This is a genomic window from Curtobacterium sp. MCBA15_009, from assembly GCF_001864895.1.
Taxonomy (GTDB): domain Bacteria; phylum Actinomycetota; class Actinomycetes; order Actinomycetales; family Microbacteriaceae; genus Curtobacterium.
On sequence record NZ_MJGO01000012.1, the window covers coordinates 237,401 to 254,649 of the forward strand.

13 protein-coding genes and 1 other RNA gene are annotated in these 17,249 nt (G+C 71.5%); 4 read left to right on the forward strand and 10 right to left on the reverse strand.

The genetic code is table 11. The features are described from left to right. Nucleotides 1-57: 57 nt before the first annotated feature. The 7 genes from ssrA to BIU97_RS05030 all read right to left on the reverse strand — a co-directional run bounded on the left by ssrA (nucleotide 58) and on the right by BIU97_RS05030 (nucleotide 5,543). Nucleotides 58-434, reverse strand: a transfer-messenger RNA (tmRNA) gene (gene ssrA / locus BIU97_RS05000). 96 nt (nucleotides 435-530) lie between these two features. Next, nucleotides 531-1,007 carry an SsrA-binding protein SmpB gene (gene smpB / locus BIU97_RS05005; protein WP_071253756.1) on the reverse strand — a complete coding sequence of 159 codons (477 nt, stop codon included), beginning with the start codon at nucleotides 1,005-1,007 and terminating at the stop codon, nucleotides 531-533. A gap of 143 nt (nucleotides 1,008-1,150) precedes the next feature. Continuing rightward, a complete protein-coding gene (gene ftsX, locus BIU97_RS05010) occupies nucleotides 1,151-2,065 on the reverse strand; it encodes a permease-like cell division protein FtsX (RefSeq protein WP_071253758.1) in 915 nt (304 codons plus the stop codon). Beyond that, nucleotides 2,062-2,820: a cell division ATP-binding protein FtsE gene (gene ftsE / locus BIU97_RS05015; RefSeq protein ID WP_071253760.1), complete on the reverse strand. Its 759-nt coding sequence runs from the start codon at nucleotides 2,818-2,820 to the stop codon at nucleotides 2,062-2,064. Before ftsE ends, ftsX begins: the two co-directional genes overlap by 4 nt. A gap of 51 nt (nucleotides 2,821-2,871) precedes the next feature. Beyond that, the gene (gene prfB, locus BIU97_RS05020) at nucleotides 2,872-3,981 is read right to left on the reverse strand and encodes a peptide chain release factor 2 (protein ID WP_071253906.1); all 1,110 of its coding nucleotides are present in this window, start codon (nucleotides 3,979-3,981) and stop codon (nucleotides 2,872-2,874) included. A 175-nt stretch (nucleotides 3,982-4,156) separates the two neighbouring features. Next, entirely contained in the window at nucleotides 4,157-4,618 is a 462-nt protein-coding gene (locus BIU97_RS05025; protein ID WP_139195901.1) for a hypothetical protein, read from the reverse strand. Between the two features lie 52 nt (nucleotides 4,619-4,670). Beyond that, nucleotides 4,671-5,543, reverse strand: coding sequence for an oxidoreductase (locus tag BIU97_RS05030; RefSeq protein WP_071253764.1), 873 nt, complete (start codon nucleotides 5,541-5,543; stop codon nucleotides 4,671-4,673). Nucleotides 5,544-5,654: 111 nt separating this feature from the next. Here BIU97_RS05030 and BIU97_RS05035 point away from each other — a divergent pair, with 111 nt between their 5' ends. Continuing rightward, nucleotides 5,655-6,077 carry a winged helix-turn-helix transcriptional regulator gene (locus BIU97_RS05035; protein WP_071253908.1) on the forward strand — a complete coding sequence of 141 codons (423 nt, stop codon included), beginning with the start codon at nucleotides 5,655-5,657 and terminating at the stop codon, nucleotides 6,075-6,077. A 22-nt stretch (nucleotides 6,078-6,099) separates the two neighbouring features. On the opposite strand, the gene BIU97_RS05040 is transcribed toward BIU97_RS05035, so the two are convergent. Beyond that, complete coding sequence (locus tag BIU97_RS05040) at nucleotides 6,100-7,269, reverse strand: cysteine desulfurase family protein (protein ID WP_071253907.1); 1,170 nt, start codon at nucleotides 7,267-7,269, stop codon at nucleotides 6,100-6,102. A 59-nt stretch (nucleotides 7,270-7,328) separates the two neighbouring features. Here BIU97_RS05040 and BIU97_RS05045 point away from each other — a divergent pair, with 59 nt between their 5' ends. From BIU97_RS05045 to glgB, 3 genes are all read left to right on the forward strand, one after another. Further along, nucleotides 7,329-9,404 (forward strand): glycogen debranching protein, encoded by a 2,076-nt coding sequence (locus BIU97_RS05045; RefSeq protein WP_071253765.1) that lies wholly within the window; start codon nucleotides 7,329-7,331, stop codon nucleotides 9,402-9,404. A gap of 260 nt (nucleotides 9,405-9,664) precedes the next feature. After that, on the forward strand, nucleotides 9,665-11,665 hold the full coding sequence (locus BIU97_RS05050) for an alpha-1,4-glucan--maltose-1-phosphate maltosyltransferase (RefSeq protein WP_254782903.1): 2,001 nt from the start codon (nucleotides 9,665-9,667) through the stop codon (nucleotides 11,663-11,665). Beyond that, on the forward strand, nucleotides 11,662-14,211 hold the full coding sequence (gene glgB / locus BIU97_RS05055) for a 1,4-alpha-glucan branching protein GlgB (RefSeq protein WP_139195902.1): 2,550 nt from the start codon (nucleotides 11,662-11,664) through the stop codon (nucleotides 14,209-14,211). The genes BIU97_RS05050 and glgB overlap by 4 nt, the downstream gene beginning before the upstream one ends. 204 nt (nucleotides 14,212-14,415) lie before the next feature. Here glgB and BIU97_RS05060 read toward each other — a convergent pair whose 3' ends face one another. Both BIU97_RS05060 and BIU97_RS05065 read right to left on the reverse strand, forming a co-directional pair. Then, a complete protein-coding gene (locus BIU97_RS05060) occupies nucleotides 14,416-15,414 on the reverse strand; it encodes a tetratricopeptide repeat protein (protein WP_071253767.1) in 999 nt (332 codons plus the stop codon). Continuing rightward, nucleotides 15,411-17,153: a hypothetical protein gene (locus BIU97_RS05065; protein WP_071253769.1), complete on the reverse strand. Its 1,743-nt coding sequence runs from the start codon at nucleotides 17,151-17,153 to the stop codon at nucleotides 15,411-15,413. Before BIU97_RS05065 ends, BIU97_RS05060 begins: the two co-directional genes overlap by 4 nt. Nucleotides 17,154-17,249: the final 96 nt, after the last annotated feature.

The window sequence follows — 17,249 nt, forward strand, 5'->3', positions numbered from 1 at the left end:
GGTGGCGGGGCGTTCGTCGTGGCGACTCGGCGTGACAGCGGCTCGACGGCCGACGAATGGTGGAGATGGGGGGAATCGAACCCCCGTCCATCGCTGCAATTCGACGTCTTCTACGGGCGTATCCGGATGATTCGTTCTGCTCGGCCCCGTCCTTTGCTACCGGCTTCTAGGACGACGGGCCCAGTCTCAGTGCAAGTCCCGCACGGCCCTGAGGCGCAACCGTGCAGCAAGTCCTCTGGATGACGCCGGGATCAGGTTAGGGGACGGTCACCTGGCCGACGGACTTCATGTGCTGGGCTGCTTACGCAGCGAGAGCGAAGTCAGTGCGCTTGGAATTGGCACTTGTTGTTTTCCACGGATCGTTCACGAGATGACCGTGGGTCCTCGGCCCGCTTCCCGTCGGCACACAGGCAATGTCGAAACCGATCATCCCCATACGGGCCGGACGTGCGAGCCGCTGTCACGCTGTTGAGTTACCGATGCCCCCGGAGGAGCAGTCCCTCAGTCTAGCCGACCGAGGTGGTCCGACGCTACTCGCCGACGCGGTTCCGCGTGCGCATCGCCCGCTCGGCTTCGCGCTTGTCGGTCTTCTCGCGCAGGGCCTGCCGCTTGTCGAACTCGCGCTTGCCCTTGGCGACCGCGATCTCGACCTTGACCCGGCCGTCGTGGAAGTAGATCTGCAGGGGCACGAGCGTGTAGCCGCCCTGCGCCGTCTTGTGCGAGATCTTCACGATCTGCTGCTTGTGGAGCAGGAGCTTGCGCTTCCGTCGCGGCGAGTGGTTGTTCCACGTGCCCTCGGTGTACTCCGGGATGTGCACGGCGTCGATCCACGCTTCGCCACCGTCGATGTAGGCATACCCGTCGACCAACGACGCCCGTCCCATGCGCAGGGACTTCACCTCGGTGCCGGACAGGACCATGCCCGCTTCGTACGTGTCCTCGATGAGGTAGTCGTGTCGGGCGCGACGGTTCGTCGCGACGATCTTCTCCCCGCGTTCCTTCGCCATGACGGACTCCTCTCGATTCGGCCGCTGCACTGCGCAGCCCTACAGACTACCGAACACCGTCGGCCCCGTGCACCTTCCCGGCGCGCCGATGTCGGCAAGACGCCGCCGGTGTCGGCGAGGCATTGCCGCCGGCGGCGCAGACCTCAGACCTTCAGGTAGCGCCGGATCGCGATCGACGCCGACACCGCCGCGAGCAGCACCCCGATCACGATGACCGCAGGCACGACGATCGCCGCGTCCCCCATGCCGATGAAGGCCGTCCCGGTGAAGCGCTCCGCCAGGAAGTTCCGGACGAAGAACCAGACCACCGCGGTGATCGCACCGCCGGCCAGGACCGCACCGATGGCGGCCGCGATGACCCCCTCGAGCACGAAGGGTGTCTGGATGAACCGGTTCGACGCGCCGACCAATCGCATGATGCCGAGCTCTCGCCGTCGACTGAACGCCGACAACCGGATCGTCGTCGCGATGAGCAGCACGGCGGCGACGAGCATGAGTGCCGCGACGCCGATCGCCGTGTAGGACGCGGCGTTGAGCAGGTTGAAGATCGGCTGCAGGTAGCCGCGTTGGTCGACGACGCTCTGCACACCGGCGACCTTCGACAGGCTCTCGACGAGGACGTCCGCCTGCGACGGGTTCTTCAGGTTCACCCAGAAGGTCTCGTTGAGGTACTCGGGCTTGACGAACTCCGTCGCCGCGGAGTCCTTGAACTGCTGCTTGAACCGGGTGAACGCCTGGTCCTGGTCCTCGTAGTACGTCTTCTCGATGTACGGCTGCAGCGTCGACGACTCGAGCTGCGACTGGATCTGCTTCCGCTGGTCCTCGGTGGCCTTGGCCCCCGTGCAGTTGCCGGTCGTGTCGGTGTCGGTGCACAGGTACACCGCGACCTGCGCCCGGTCGTACCAGTAGCCCTTCATCTGGTTGATCTGCATCTGCAGCAGGATCGCGGTGCCCACGAACGTGAGCGAGATGAAGGTCACCAGGACGACGGAGACCACCATCGAGGCGTTGCGGCGCAGGCCCGAGCCGACCTCGGACATGACGAGTCCGAGCCTCATCGGATGAGCCCCGGGATCGTCTGGATGCCGGTGGTGTTCGAGACACCGGCACCACGCTGGATCGGCACGGCCTGGGTCTGGTAGCCGCCGGACTGCTCGTCGCGCAGGACGGTGCCGTTCGAGAGCTCGATGACCCGGCGCTGCATCTGGTTGACGATGCTGGCGTCGTGCGTCGCCATGAGCACGGTGGTGCCTCCCTGGTTGATGCGTTCGAGGAGCGCCATGATGCCCGCCGACGTGGTCGGGTCGAGGTTGCCGGTGGGCTCGTCGGCGAGGAGCACCGACGGCTTGTTCACGACGGCCCGCGCGATGGCGACGCGCTGCTGCTCACCACCGGAGAGCTCGTGCGGCATGCGCGTGGCCTTGCCGGCGAGCCCGACGAGCTTGAGGACGTCGGTGACGGCCTCGCTGATGAAGCCCTTGCTCTTGCCGATCACCTGCAGCGAGAACGCGACGTTGTCGAAGACGTTCTTGTTCGGCAGCAGGCGGAAGTCCTGGAAGACGACGCCGAGGTTCCGCCGGAAGTACGGCACCTTGCGGGACGCGAGTGCGCCGAGCCGCTGCCCGAGCACGTGGATCTGCCCGCTCGTCGGCTTCTCCTCCTTGAGCACGAGGCGCAGGAAGCTGGACTTGCCGGACCCGGAGGCGCCGACGAGGAACACGAACTCGCCCTTGAGGATCTCGAGGGTGAGGTTGTCGAGTGCCGGACTCGGGTTGCCCGAGTAGACCTTGGTGACCTGGTCGAATTTGATCATGACCGGATCAGGGTAGGTCGCCCTGCCTGGAACACGAGCGAGGCGCGCGGCTCAGGAGCCGTCGGATTGCTTCCGCCACCGGATGCCGGCGTTGATGAACCCGTCCAGGTCGCCGTCGAACACGGCTGAGGGGTTGTTCACCTCGTGCTCGCTCCGCAGGTCCTTCACCATCTGGTACGGCGCGAGGACGTAGGAGCGGATCTGGTCGCCCCAGCTCGCCGTGATGTTGCCGGCGAGCTCCTTCTTCTTCGCGTTCTCCTCTTCCTTCTTCAGCAGGAGCAGGCGCGACTGCAGCACGCGCATGGCGGCCGCACGGTTCTGGATCTGCGACTTCTCGTTCTGCATCGAGACGACGGTGCCGGTCGGGATGTGCGTCAGGCGCACCGCGGAGTCGGTCGTGTTGACGGACTGCCCACCGGGGCCCGACGAGCGGAACACGTCGACGCGGATGTCGTTCTCGGGGATGTCGATGACGGCGGTCTCCGGCATGAGCGGGATGACCTCGACCGCGGCGAACGAGGTCTGGCGCTTGCCCGCGGCGCCGAACGGCGACATGCGGACGAGTCGGTGCGTGCCGGCCTCGATCGACAGGGTGCCGAAGGCGTGCGGAGCGTCCACCTCGAAGGTGGCCGACTTGATGCCGGCCTCTTCCGCGTAGGAGGTCTCCATCACGGTCGTCTTGTAGCCGTGCTGTTCGGCGTAGCGCAGGTACATGCGCATGAGCATGTCCGCGAAGTCCGCGGCGTCGACGCCGCCGGCGCCGGCGCGGATCGTGATGACGGCCGGGCGATCGTCGTACTCGCCGTCGAGCAGGGTCTGCACCTCGAGGTCGCCCATGGTCTTCTGGATCGCCTTGAGCTCGGCGGCCGCCTCGTCCGCGGCCTCCTGGTCCTCGGCCTCGTTCGCCATCTCGACGAGCACCTCGAGGTCGTCGATGCGTGCCTCGGTGTCGGTGATCTTCTTCAGCTCGGCCTGCCGGTGCGAGAGCGCGCTCGTCACCTGCTGCGCGTGCTCGACGTCGTCCCAGAGGTCCTGGGCCCCGGCCTGCTCGCTGAGTTCGGCGATCTCGCGCTGCAGGCGGTCGACGTCGACCACCGAGCGGATGTTGCCGAACGTCACGCGGAGGGCGGAGAGCTGCTCGGAGAAGTCCAGTTCGACCATGGTCATCGATCCTACCGGCGCTACCGGCGGGTTCGCGTCGCGCCAGCGACGCGCCGGTCGCGCCGAGCGACGGCCGAGCCGGCGGACCGGTCGGGAGGCCCGGTGCGGCTCCGGCACGCCGGTCGCGGTCCGCGCCGTGGTGCGTCCGCCCCACGCCCGCACCGAGCGGTGCGGGTCACGACTGCGGTCCGGTCGGCCGACGTCGGTGGCGGGCCCGGGCGACCAGCACGAGCGCGGCGCCCGCGGCCGCACTCGCGAGCAGGAGGCCGGCACCGAGTGCCGCCGTCCCGGACCACCCGCCGAAGATCGCGTGGACGAGCAGGCCGGCCCCGACCGCGAACGCCGTCAGCAGCGCGGTGTACAGCGGCTCACGCCACGGCGGACCGACGAGGGACCGTCGGTCCAGTGAGAGCCCCCGGTCGGCTCGGTCCCGCGCGGCTCGCTGTCGGTCCTGGATCGCGAGCCCGGTCGCGGGACCCCAGAAGGCCACGAACGCCGTGCTGCCCTCCTGCTCCAGCACCACCAGCGCGGCGAACGTCGCCACCGCCCCGCCGAGGTACCACCACGGGAACACCCGTCGGAGCGGGACCGCCCACCGGCCGTCCCGCCCGGCACCGCTGTCCGAGGTCGCCATCACGCTCTCGACCATACGCACCGGTCCGTGCCGGGGTCGTCGACGGCGACTCGCGTCACCCACCGATGCCGTCGAGCTCGGCGAGGACCTCGGCGGACAGGGACAGACCGGCACCGGCGATGTTCTCGCGGAGGTGCGCCACCGACGACGTCCCCGGGATGAGCAGGATGTTCGGTGCCCGGTGCAGCAGCCAGGCCAGCGCGACCGACATCGGTGACGCACCGAGTCGGCGGGCGACCGCGGCGAGCGCGTCGGACTGCAACGGGGTGAACCCGCCGAGGGGGAAGAACGGGATGTACGCGACGCCGTCGTCGGCCAGCTGGTCGATGAGCTCGTCGTCCGTCCGGTGCGCGAGGTTGTACATGTTCTGCACCGACACGACGGGAGCGATGGACCGCGCCTGGGCCACCTGGTCGGCGGTCGCGTTGCTGACGCCGAGGTGCCGGACGACCCCCTGCTGCTGCAGGTCGACCAGGGTCTCGAACGCCGCATCGATGCGACCGGGCACCGGTCCGTCGGCGTCGCCGAGGCGCAGGTGCACGAGGTCGAGGACGTCGACGCCGAGCGTCTCGAGGTTGTCGTCGACCTGAGCCCGGAGCTCGTCGGGTTCGCGGGCGGCCGGCCACCCGCCCTGTGCGTCCCGGCGCCCACCCGCCTTCGTGGCGATGAACAGGTCCGAGGCGGAGGGTGCCAGGGCCTCCCGGATGAGCTCGTTCACCACGCGCGGCCCGTACGTCTCGGCGGTGTCGATGTGCGTGATCCCGCTCGCGACGGCCTCACGCAGGACGGCCACCGCCGCGTCGTGGTCTGCGGGCGGACCCACGACCCACGGTCCGGCGAGTTGCATGGCGCCGTAGCCGAACCGTGGGACGGTGCGGTACCCGATCGTCCAGGTGCCGCCGGGCAGTGCGTGGTCGGTGCTGGTCATCGTCGGGTCTCCTGGTGCTTGTCGGAAGGTGTCCACGTGCTCCACCCTGGTGGAGCTGCTTCCCGACGGGAAGGAGTTACCCAGAAGTGCGTAGATGACGAGAAGGTGACCGTGGCGACGACGACGGCAGCGGAGAAGAAGGCCGCGGCGAAGACGCAGTACAACGCGTTCCTGGCCGCGTGCCCGAGCCAGCAGCTCCTCGCGCGGGTGTCCGGCAAGTGGGTGACCCTGGTCCTGTCCGCCCTGGGCAGCGGGCCGGACTGCGACGGCGACCCTCGACCGATGCGGTACTCAGAACTGGCGCGGGTGCTCGCCGGCGTGAGTCCGAAGATGCTGTCACAGACGCTGCGGTCGCTCGAGCGGGACGGACTGGTCGACCGGACCGCGACCGCGACGGTCCCGGTGACGGTCACCTACGAGCTGACCGCCCTCGGGCTCTCGCTGCACCGGACGGTCCGGCAGCTGAAGCTGTGGTCCGAGGCGAACCGTGACGACGTCGCGGCCGCTCAGGAGCGGTTCGACGCCGCCCGGTAGCCGGTCCCCGCACGGCCGGAACCTACGACCAGCGCCCGAGCAACGGCTCCCGCGACGCCATGCCCGCGGCACCAGCCCGCGCGACGGCGTCCGGCAGGGCGGCCAGGAACGCGTCCACGTCGGCCTCCGTCGACGTGTGTCCGAGGGTGATCCGGAGCGCCCCACGGGCGTCCTGCTCGGTCAGCCCCATGGCGAGCAGCACGTGCGACGCCTCGGGCACGCCCGCCTGGCAGGCCGACCCCGTGGAGACCGCGATGCCGGCGGCGTCGAGCAGGAACAGGAGCGAGTCCCCCTCGCAGCCGGGGAACGTGAAGTGCGCGTTGCCCGGCAACCGGTCGACCGGGTCGCCCATGAGCACGGCCGAGGGCACCGCCGCGAGCACGCCGGCGACCAGGCGGTCGCGCAGCGCCTGCACCGAGGCGTGTGGCGTCGACGCCGCCACGCCGAACGCCGCGGCCGCGGGGGCGTCCTGCGTGCCGCTCCGGACCTGGCGCTGCTGCCCGCCGCCGTGGATGAGCGGTTCGACCGTGGCCTTCCGTCCGAGCACGAGTGCGCCGATGCCCACCGGGCCGCCGATCTTGTGCGCGGACACGCTGAGCGCGTCGAGGCCGGAGGCAGCGAACGACACCGGCACCTGCCCGTAGGCGGCCACCGCGTCGCTGTGCACGGGCACGCCGGCGGCGTGCGCGAGTTCGACGATCCGCGACACCGGCTGGATGGTGCCCACCTCGTTGTTCGCCCACAGGAACGTGACCAGGGCGACGTCCGAGGCATCGGTGAGTCGTGCCTCCAGTCCGGCCAGGTCGACGCGACCCTGCGCGTCCAGCGGGACCACGTCGACGACCGCGCCCTCGTGCGTCTCCAGCCAGGTCAGGGTGTCGACGGTGGCGTGGTGCTCGCCGCCCGGCACGACGATGCGGGGTCGCCGGCGGTCGCGCTGGCGTGCCCAGAACAGGCCCTTCACGGCGAGGTTGATGCTCTCGGTCCCGCCGGAGGTGAAGACGACCTCGACGGGGTCGGCGTCGAGCGAGCGCGCGACGGCGGCGCGGCCGTCCTCGAGCAGCATCTTGGCGCGCTGGCCGGCGCTGTGGATCGAGGACGGGTTGCCGACGGTGCCGAGCGCGTCGGTGAACGCGGCGAGCGCCGCGGGCAGCATCGGCGTCGTCGCGGCGTGGTCGAGGTAGACGGACACGAGCACTCCTTGGGATGAGCGATGTCCAGGATACGCGCCGGTCCTCGTACCCTGGTCGCGTGCACCAGACAGCGACCGACCACACGCCGGGGTTCTCCCTCCGGGGTTCCGTGCCGCGGTTCTCCCTGCGCTCCGCGACCGCGACGAGCGTCGTGCTCGTCGTGGCGGCAGCGTCCGACGGCAGCGTGACCCGCCACCCGCTCGACCGCGCGGCTGGGACCGACGTGTGGGCCGGCGAGGTCCCCGGCGTCGCTCCGGGCGACCGCTACCACCTGCTCGTCGACGGACCGGTCGGGCCGCGGCACGGGTTCGACCCGACGCGTCCCCTGCTCGACCCGTACGCCCGAGGGATCCTGCCGACGGGGAACGACGAGGCGGACGGTCCCCGGTGGACGAGCGTCGTCGTCGACGACGCCTTCGACTGGGGCGGCGTCGTGAAGCCGCGGGTCCCGCTCGACCGCGCCGTCGTCTACGAGGCGAACGTCCGCACGCTGACGGCCGCGAACCCGCACCTGCCGGACCACCTGCGCGGCACGTACGCGGGGGTCGCCCACGAGAGCACCATCGCGCACCTGCACCGCATCGGGGTCACGACGCTCGAGCTGCTGCCGGTGCAGGCGTTCGACACCGAGCGGTGGCTCCGCGACGGCGGCCGCGAGAACGCCTGGGGCTACAACACGCTCGGGTTCTTCGCCCCGCACGCCGCGCACGCCTCGGCGCCCGCGCAGCAGGAGGGCGCCGACGCCGTCCTGCGCGAGTTCAAGGGCATGGTCCGGCTGCTGCACGAGGCCGGCATCCAGGTGGTGCTCGACGTCGTCTACAACCACACGGCAGAAGAGGGCCTCGGCGGTCCGACGACCAGCCTGCGCGGCATCGACGGCGCGAACCGCTACCGCTGGGCTGCTTCCGCGCCGCCCTACCGGGACGGGTACTACGACACCACCGGGTGCGGGAACACGCTCGACACCTCGGTCGAGGCGACGGCAGACCTCATCCTCGACAGCCTGGTCTACTGGGCGCGCGAGGTGCAGGTCGACGGGTTCCGCTTCGACCTGATGGCCGCACTGGCCCGCGACGGCGAGCACCGGTTCGACCCGTCGCACCCGCTGCTCGAGCGGATCCGGAACCACGCCGACCTGCAGGACACCCTGGTGATCGCCGAGCCGTGGGACGTCGGTCCGGACGGCTGGAAGACCGGGGCCTTCGGCGCGGCCGGCGACCACACGAGCGAGTGGAACGACGGGTTCCGCAACACGGTCCGGCAGTTCTGGCTCACCGACATCGCGGAGGAGCGCCGCACCGGTCTGCCGCAGACCGGCATCGGTGGGCTGGCCGAGGCGCTGACCGGGTCGCGCAGCACCTTCGGTGCCGACCGCGGCCCCCTGGCGAGCGTGAACTTCGTCACCGCCCACGACGGCTTCACCCTGCTCGACCTGGTGTCGTACGACGGCAAGCACAACGAGGCCAACGGCGAGGACAACCGCGACGGTTCGAACGACAACCGCTCGTTCAACCACGGCATCGAGGGCGACACCGCCGACCGCGGGGTCCGGGCCGCGCGGGGCCGGTCGATGCGCAACCTCGCGGCGACGCTCATGCTCTCGGCCGGGGTGCCGATGCTCACCGCGGGCGACGAGCGGAGCCGGACCCAACACGGGAACAACAACGCCTACGTGGTGTCGGACGACCTCACCCCGGTCGACTGGTCGGACGACGAGGACGCCGAGACCATGACCGAGGCCGTCGCCGCCCTGGCCCGACTGCGGCAGGCGCACCCGGCGCTCCGCCCCACCCGCTTCGGCGTCGAGGGGCAGGAGACGCCCGGTGCCTCGCGGATGTCCTGGTACGGGCCGGACGGGCACCCGATGACCGTGGAGGGCTGGGACCAGCCGGTGCACCGCGCCCTGCAGTACTTCGTCGAGTCGACGCCCGAGCACGAGCCCTCCGACCAGGTGCTCGTCGTCGTGCACGGCAGCGGCCGGACCCGCGACATGACCCTGCCGGTGCGCGAGGACGTCCTCGGGTACCGCCTGGCGTGGTCGAGCGAGAAGCACCGCGACCACGAGCGGCTCCGTCCCGCCGGCCAGGTCTTCACGGCGTACGGCCCGGGCATCCACCTGTTCGAGGTGGCGTAGGCGCGAGGGCCGCGGCCCCGGGAGTGGCGCCAGTCGGCGGGGCGGCGCGCTCCTCCTGCGCGTCGCGCGCCGGAGAGCCGGCGTGCGACGACCACAGCGGGGCGCGGTCCGGGGCCCGGCCGACGGACGGACGGGAGGCCCGTGGCGGCCCCGACCCGCGCCTCCCGTCCGTCCCTCCACAAGCACCGACGGTCGGCGCGCCGTCCACACGACGCGCGTCTCCGGGGAACACACGCCCTCTTCCGGGTAGCGTCGCCTCCGTGGCCATCGCAGACCGACCCCGACGCCCGAAGATCGGGCGCATCCCGATCACCGAGCTCGCCCCACGGACCCCGAACGGGTTCCCCGCCAAGGCCTTCGACGGCGAGGTGATCACGTTCGGTGCGACCGTCTTCCGAGAAGGACACGGCATCATCGGCGCCGACCTCGTCCTCGAACGCCCGGACGGCGGCACCCGCACCGTTCCGCTGACACTCGTCTCCGCAGGTACCGACCGCTACGAGGCGACCGTGCAGGTCGACCACGTCGGCGTGTGGACCTGGCACGTCGAGTCGTACTCCGACGACTGGGCCACGTGGCTGCACGCCGCGCGGCTGAAGATCGCCGCCGGCGTCGACACCGAGGCGACCCTGCTCGACGGCGCCGTGCTGCTCGACCGCCTCGCCGAGGAGACCGGCTCCCCCGCGGCCACCCGCGCCGCGGAGCGCGTCCGCGACACCGACCTCGAGCCGGCCGAGCGCCTCGCCGCGGTCGACGACCCGCGCATCGTCGCCGAGGTCGAGGACGCCCCGCTCACCTCGCTCCGCACGTCCTCGCCGACACAGCTGCTCGACGTCGAGCGCACCCGCGCCGGCGTCGGCGCCTGGTACGAGTTCTTCCCCCGCAGCGAGGGCGCGAAGAAGAACGCCGACGGCTCCTGGAAGAGCGGCGACTTCCGCACCGCGGCCCGCCGTCTGCCGGCCGTCGCCCGGATGGGCTTCGACGTCGTCTACCTGCCGCCGATCCACCCGATCGGCACCACCGCGCGCAAGGGCCCGAACAACACGCTCACCCCGGGCCCGAACGACCCGGGCAGCCCCTGGGCCATCGGCTCCGCCGAGGGCGGGCACGACGCCATCCATCCGGACCTCGGCACCGAGGACGACTTCCGCGACTTCGTCGAGACCGCGAAGAACACCGGCATGGAGGTCGCGCTCGACTTCGCCCTGCAGTGCTCCCCCGACCACCCCTGGGTCACCGAGCACCCGGACTGGTTCACGCAGCGCGCCGACGGCTCCATCGCGACCGCCGAGAACCCGCCGAAGCGCTACCAGGACATCTACCCGATCCAGTTCGACTCCGACCCGGAGGGCCTCGTCACCGAGGTGCTCCGCGTGCTGCGCCACTGGATGGCGTTCGGCATCAGGATCTTCCGCGTCGACAACCCGCACACGAAGCCGCTGTGGTTCTGGGAGCGTGTCATCCGCGAGGTCCGCGACGAGCACCCCGACACGGTGTTCCTCGCCGAGGCGTTCACCCGCCCGGCGATGATGCGCGCCCTCGCCGAGACCGGGTTCCAGCAGTCTTACTCGTACTTCACGTGGCGGAACACGAAGGAGGAGATCGAGGAGTACTTCCAGGAGCTCTCGCACGAGACGAGCGACTACCTGCGCCCGAACCTCTTCGTGAACACCCCCGACATCCTCACCGAGTACCTGCAGTACGGCGGCCGTGCCGGCTACAAGGTGCGTGCGGCGCTCGCCGCGACCGGTGCGCCGACGTGGGGCATGTACTCCGGCTACGAGCTCTTCGAGGACGTCGCCCGTCCCGGCTCCGAGGAGAACATCGACAACGAGAAGTACGAGTACAAGCCCCGCGACTTCGCGCTCGCCGAGGCCGAGGGCGCGTCCCTCGCCCCGTACGTGACGATGCTCAACCGGCTGCGTGCCGCGCACCCCGCACTGCGCCAGCTGCGGAACCTGCACGTGCACACCGCCGAGGACCCGGCGACCGTCGTGTACTCGAAGCACCTGCCCGGCGAGTTCAACCGCTCGGGCCGCGACGACACGGTGATCGTCGTCGCGAACGTCGACCCCCACTCGGCCCGCGAGACGACGGTCCACCTGGACCTCGCCGCGCTCGGCCTGCCGGCCGACGGCCTGTTCGACGTCCGCGACGTCGTGACCGGGCAGCGCTGGGTCTGGGGATCGTCGAACTACGTCCGCCTGGACGCGTTCCAGGAACCCGTGCACCTGCTCGTCGTGGAAGGACCCCACCGATGACGAACGACCCGACCGCCTCCTCCGCCCCGACCCCGGACCGGGGGCCGGCCGTGCCGCCGGTCCAGCCGCCGCCCCCGCCCGTGCCGCCGCGCGCCGCACCGGCGCCCCGGTACGAGCCGAAGGTGTCCGCCCCGGACGAGGACCTGCCCGGTGCCCCGGCCGCACCGCGCGAGTCCCCGGACCGCGACGTGCACGAGTCCGCCACGCTCGCCGGGCACCCCGGCGACGCGTCGCACCCGCGCAGCCCCGTCGTCGCCGCGGCTCCCGCGCGCCCCGGGATCCAGCCGGGAGGCCCGACACCCGTCGTGCCGCCGACCTCCGTGCCCGGTGGGTCGGCCGCCACCCCCGCTGCCGGCTCCGAGGCCGTGTCCGGCCCACGTCCGGCCCCGATCGAGGACTGGCTGCGCCAGCAGGTCGCCGAGGGCCGCTGGTCGCAGCCGCACGACGTCCTGGGGCCGCACCCCGTCGACGGCGGCACGAGCGTCCGCGTGGTCCGCCACCTGGCCCGCGCCGTCCGGATCGTCCGCCCCGACGGCGACGACGTCGAGCTGACCCACGAGGGCGACGGCCTCTGGGCTGGCGCCACCGCCGGCGACCTCGGCCGGTACCGCGTCGAGGCCGACTACGACCACGACGAGTCGACCGACGAGGACGACGCGACCTGGACCACCGACGACGCGTACCGGTTCGCGCCGACGCTCGGCGAGCTCGACCTGCACCTGTTCGGCGAGGGCCGCGACGAGCAGCTCTGGCACCACCTCGGCGCGCACGCCCGCACGGTCGACGGCGTCGACGGCGTCGCCTTCGCGGTCTGGGCGCCCCGCGCCACGGCCGTCCGGGTGATCGGCGACTTCGAGGGCTGGGAGGGCCGCACCACCGCGATGCGTCGCCTCAACGACCTCGGTGTCTGGGAGCTCTTCTGGCCCGGCGCCGTCGTCGGACAGCGCTACAAGTTCCAGATCCTCACCGACTCCGGCTGGGTGGAGCGGGCCGACCCGTTCGCCCGCCAGGCGGAGATCGCCCCGGCGACGGCCTCGGTCGTCACCGAGTCCACGTACACGTGGTCCGAGGGCGACGCCGCGTGGATGGAGCGCCGGGCGCAGGCCACCACCCACGACGCCCCGATGAGCGTCTACGAGGTGCACCTCGGCTCGTGGCGCCCGGGCCTGTCGTACCGCGAGGTCGCCGACCAGCTCATCGGCCACGTGCAGTACACCGGCTTCACCCACGTGGAGTTCCTGCCGCTCGCCGAGCACCCGTTCGGCGGCTCGTGGGGCTACCAGGTCACCGGGTACTACGCGCCGACCGCGCGCTACGGTTCGCCGGACGACCTGCGCTACCTGATCGACCGCCTGCACTCCGCCGGCATCGGCGTGATCATGGACTGGGTCCCCGGGCACTTCCCGAAGGACGAGTGGGCCCTCGGTCGATTCGACGGCTACGCGCTGTTCGAGCACCCGGACCCCCGCCGCGGCGAGCAGCTCGACTGGGGCACCTACGTGTTCGACTTCGGGCAGCCGCAGGTGCGCAACTTCCTGGTCGCGAACGCGCTGTACTGGCTCGAGGAGTTCCACATCGACGGCCTCCGGGTCGACGCGGTGGCCTCGATGCTGTACCTCGACTACTCCCGCACCGACTGGCTGCCGAACGTGCACGGCGGCCGCGAGAACCTCGACGCGATCGCGTTCCTGCAGGAGACGAACGCGACCGCGTACAAGCGCTACCCGGGCATCGTGATGATCGCCGAGGAGAGCACCTCGTGGCCGGGCGTCACCCAGCCGACGAGCGCCGGCGGCCTCGGGTTCGGGCAGAAGTGGAACATGGGGTGGATGCACGACTCGCTCGAGTACGTGCAGCGCGACCCCGCGTACCGCAGCTACCACCACGACGAGATCACGTTCTCGTTCGTCTACGCCTTCAGCGAGCAGTTCACCCTGCCGATCAGCCACGACGAGGTCGTGCACGGCAAGGGCTCGCTCGTCGGCAAGATGCCGGGTGACGAGTGGCAGAAGCTCGCGAACGTCCGCGCGTACCTCGCCTTCATGTGGTCGCACCCCGGCAAGCAGCTGCTCTTCATGGGCCAGGAGTTCGCCCAGCCCGCCGAGTGGTCCGAGGCGAAGGGCCTCGACTGGTGGCTCCTCGACCAGCCGGGCCACCGCGGCGTGCAGGACCTCGTCGCCGAGCTGAACCGTGTGTACAAGGACTCCCCCGCGCTGTGGACGCACGACAGCACGGCCGAGGGCTTCGAGTGGATCGAAGGCGGTGACGCACCGCACTCGACGATCGGGTTCCTGCGGAAGGCCGGCGACGAGCGCATCGCGGTCTTCGTGAACTTCTCCGGCGTGCCGGTGGAGCGCCGCTTCGGCCTGCCGACCGCCGGCGAGTGGCACGAGGTCCTCAACACCGACGCGGCCGAGTACGGCGGCTCCGGCGTGGGCAACCTCGGGGTCGTCACCGCCGAGGACACTCCGTGGGCGGGCCGACCGGCCTCCGCGCACCTGGTGGTCCCCCCGCTCGGCGCCGTCTGGCTGCGCCTCGCTCCCTGACCCGGAGCACTTCCGCGCGTCGGAAGCAGTTCCGTGCACAGGAAGACGTATCGCGCGTGGGAGGCCGGTTCTTCCGGCCCCCCACGCGCGATCCTGCTTCCTCCCGCACATGTGATGGGACGGGACGTCGCGGCCCGCACGCCGAGACGGACGGGAGGCCCGGTGCCAGCTGGCACCGGGCCTCCCGTCCGTCTCGTGGGGCGTCTAGTACAGGGCGCTCGCCAGACGACGGCGGGCTGCGACGACGCGCGGGTCCTCGGTCCCGACGAGCTCGAAGTACTCGACGAGCCGCACACGGAGCGCCTCACGGTCCTCGCCGAACACCGTCGGCACGAGGTCGAGCAGCCGACCGAGGGCGTCCTCGACGTGACCACCGGCGACGTCGAGGTCCGCCACCGCGAGCTGCGCGGGGACGTCCGACGGCCCGGCGGCGGCAGCCGCACGGATGTCGTCGGCGGTCCGGCCGTCGAGCCGGTCGAGGAGCGACACCTGCGCGAGGCCGGCGACGGCCATCTGGTCGTGCGGGTCCTGCGCGATCGCGGTCTTGTACTCGGCGATCGCCGTCGCGTAGTCGCCCTGCTCGATGGCGTCGTAGGCCGCCTGGTGGTGCGGCGGCAGGGGCTCCGGCTCCGGCTCGCCCTGCTCGGTCGCGTCCGCAGGGGCCGCCCCGTCGACGGCGACCCGCCCGGACACGCCGTTCTGCTCGGCGGCTTGCAGGACCTGCTCGAAGACGTCACGCACCTGTGCCTCGGGCAGTGCCCCGACGAACAGCCCGAGGGGCCGTCCGCCGATCACCGCGGCGACGGTCGGGATCGACTGCGCCTGGAACGCCTGCACGAGCTGCGGGTTCGTGTCGGCGTCCACCTTCGCGAGCACCACACGCCCGGCGTACTCGGCGGTCAGCTGTTCGAGGATCGGCGAGAGCTGCTTGCACGGCCCGCACCACTCCGCCCAGATGTCGACGATCACCGGGACGACCGAGGACAGCTGGAGCACGTCCTGGAAGCTCTGGTCGGTGACGTCGAGGACGAGCGACGGGACGGTCAGGTCGCCGCCGGTCTCGGATCCGTCGGCCGTCACACCCTGCGGCGCCGGGGCACCCGCGGACTGCGGGGGCTGCGGCGGCCGCTGGGCGCGGTCGACGAGGGACGACAGGTCGACGGCTCCACGGAGCCCGGCCGGGGTCGGGGGGATGTTGCTCATTGCACCTCACTCGCTGCGGTCAGGCCCTGCGTGAACCCGAGCAGGACCACTTTGCCACCCGAGGCGACCGGCGGGACGGAGAAGAGCAGCTGGACGCTGTACGTCGCGCTGATCCCCTTCTTGCTGCTGTCCACACCGGACAACGCCTTGACGGCGCCCTCGGTGTTGACCTCGGCGCCGGAGGCCGTCGGGGTCACCTTCTCGATCTCGTCCAGGTCGGCCGAGACGAGCGCCCCCGCGTCGTCGGTCGCGATGGCGACCGCGCTGTCCGCGGGGACCTCGGACGAGTAGTCGATCTCCGCCGTGTCCGGCAGCGACTTCGCCTTCTTGTCCTTGTAGGCCTTGCCGATCGTGGTGCGCAGCGCGTCGCCCTCGCTCGAGAACAGGTCGGCGTACTCGCTCTTCGCGTCCTTCGACAGGATGTCCGCGTAGGCCGTCGCCACCTGGTCGGGAGCGATCGTCAGGAGCTTCGACTCGGGCGTCAGGAGCGCCGCACCGATCGAGGTCGGGGCGAGGCTCGGGATCTGCGCGTCGGCCTCGAGCGAGACGTCGTAGGCGACCTTGTACGGGTCGCGCGCGGAGTCCTGCACGAGCGTCAGCGCCTGCGGGGCGGCCTTCGCGTCGCAGTCCTCGGCGACGATCGTGAACACCGTGCGGGGCCAGGTGTCGGTCTGCTGCGGGAGCGCCACGCAGACCTGCCCGGAGGAGATCGTCGGCGGCGCCTTGACCTCGGAGTCCTTGCTGCGGATCGAGTAGTTCGCCAGCCGGAGCTCGAGCGCCGCCCCGCTGAACCGGGTCCGGACGAGGTCGCGGTCCCGTCGGCCGTCCGCTTGCTTCGCCACCTCGGCGATGCGGTCGACGACGCGGCTGATCTGCTGCTTCGTCGCCGCGGTCGGCTCCGTGGTGGTGGCGGCGCCGGTCGCCGTCGCGGTCGGCGTCGGGGTCGCGAGCGAGGCGTCGACGCCCTGGGGCCAGTAGTCGGACGAGCAGCCGGCCAGGGTGAGCGCGCCGACCAGGACGACCGGCACGCCGATGAAGGCGCGGGAGCTGCGACGACCCCGCGAGGGGACCTGTGCCCCGGCCGCGGCGGCCCGCCGGGATGCACGGACGCGCGGCGGACGCGTGCCACCGCTGCGGCGGCGGGGTCCGCGGCCGCGACGCTGGTGCAGGAACGCGAGGACGAGGAGCACGATGCCTCCGAGGACGAAGACACCGCCGGCGACCAGGAGCGGCCCGACGGTCGGTGTCGCGGTGTCGCGGGGCCAGGTGACGGACACGTTGCTCGGCGCCGCGGCCTTCCCGTCGCTGACGATGAGCACGGAGACGTCCTGCGGCAGCCGCACGGTGAACTGCCCGGCGCCGTCCCACTCCTGGTACCAGAGGTCGCTGCCCTCCGGCGAGGGGACGCTCGACTCGGAACCGGTGGTCCGACCGACGAGCGCGGCCTTCTCGGCGTCGAACCGGAGCGTGGTGTGCTCGGCGTCGCCCACCCAGGCGTCCACGTCGGCGGTCTTGCCGTAGGCGGCGAACACCTTGCCGGACCCGGAGACGTTGATGCGCTGGTAGCCGGGGTTCGCGTTGAGCGTCGACCCCGGGATGACGGTCACCGGCGCGGAGCTGGTGGTCGAGCTCTGCGCGACGAGGGACGACGGCGGGGCGAACACCGTCCGCTGTCCGACCGCGAGCGCGACGAGCAGCAGGCCGATGACGAAACTGACGATCGCCAGGACGAATCGCACGAACTCTCTCCCTACCGCGCCGGGGTGGGGAGTCGGCGCGCGAATCAGCGACTCAGGATAGCGAGCAACACTGGACGGCGCATCCATCCGCGCTGA

What these genes read in the sequence shown, in the direction of transcription:
- ftsE (WP_071253760.1), bottom strand. Translation starts at nt 2,820, where the DNA reads ATGATCAAATTCGACCAGGTCACCAAGGTCTACTCGGGCAACCCGAGT.
- prfB (WP_071253906.1), bottom strand. Translation starts at nt 3,981, where the DNA reads ATGGTCGAACTGGACTTCTCCGAGCAGCTCTCCGCCCTCCGCGTGACG.
- smpB (WP_071253756.1), bottom strand. Translation starts at nt 1,007, where the DNA reads ATGGCGAAGGAACGCGGGGAGAAGATCGTCGCGACGAACCGTCGCGCC.
- glgB (WP_139195902.1), top strand. Translation starts at nt 11,662, where the DNA reads ATGACGAACGACCCGACCGCCTCCTCCGCCCCGACCCCGGACCGGGGG.
- BIU97_RS05060 (WP_071253767.1), bottom strand. Translation starts at nt 15,414, where the DNA reads ATGAGCAACATCCCCCCGACCCCGGCCGGGCTCCGTGGAGCCGTCGAC.
- ftsX (WP_071253758.1), bottom strand. Translation starts at nt 2,065, where the DNA reads ATGAGGCTCGGACTCGTCATGTCCGAGGTCGGCTCGGGCCTGCGCCGC.
- BIU97_RS05030 (WP_071253764.1), bottom strand. Translation starts at nt 5,543, where the DNA reads ATGACCAGCACCGACCACGCACTGCCCGGCGGCACCTGGACGATCGGG.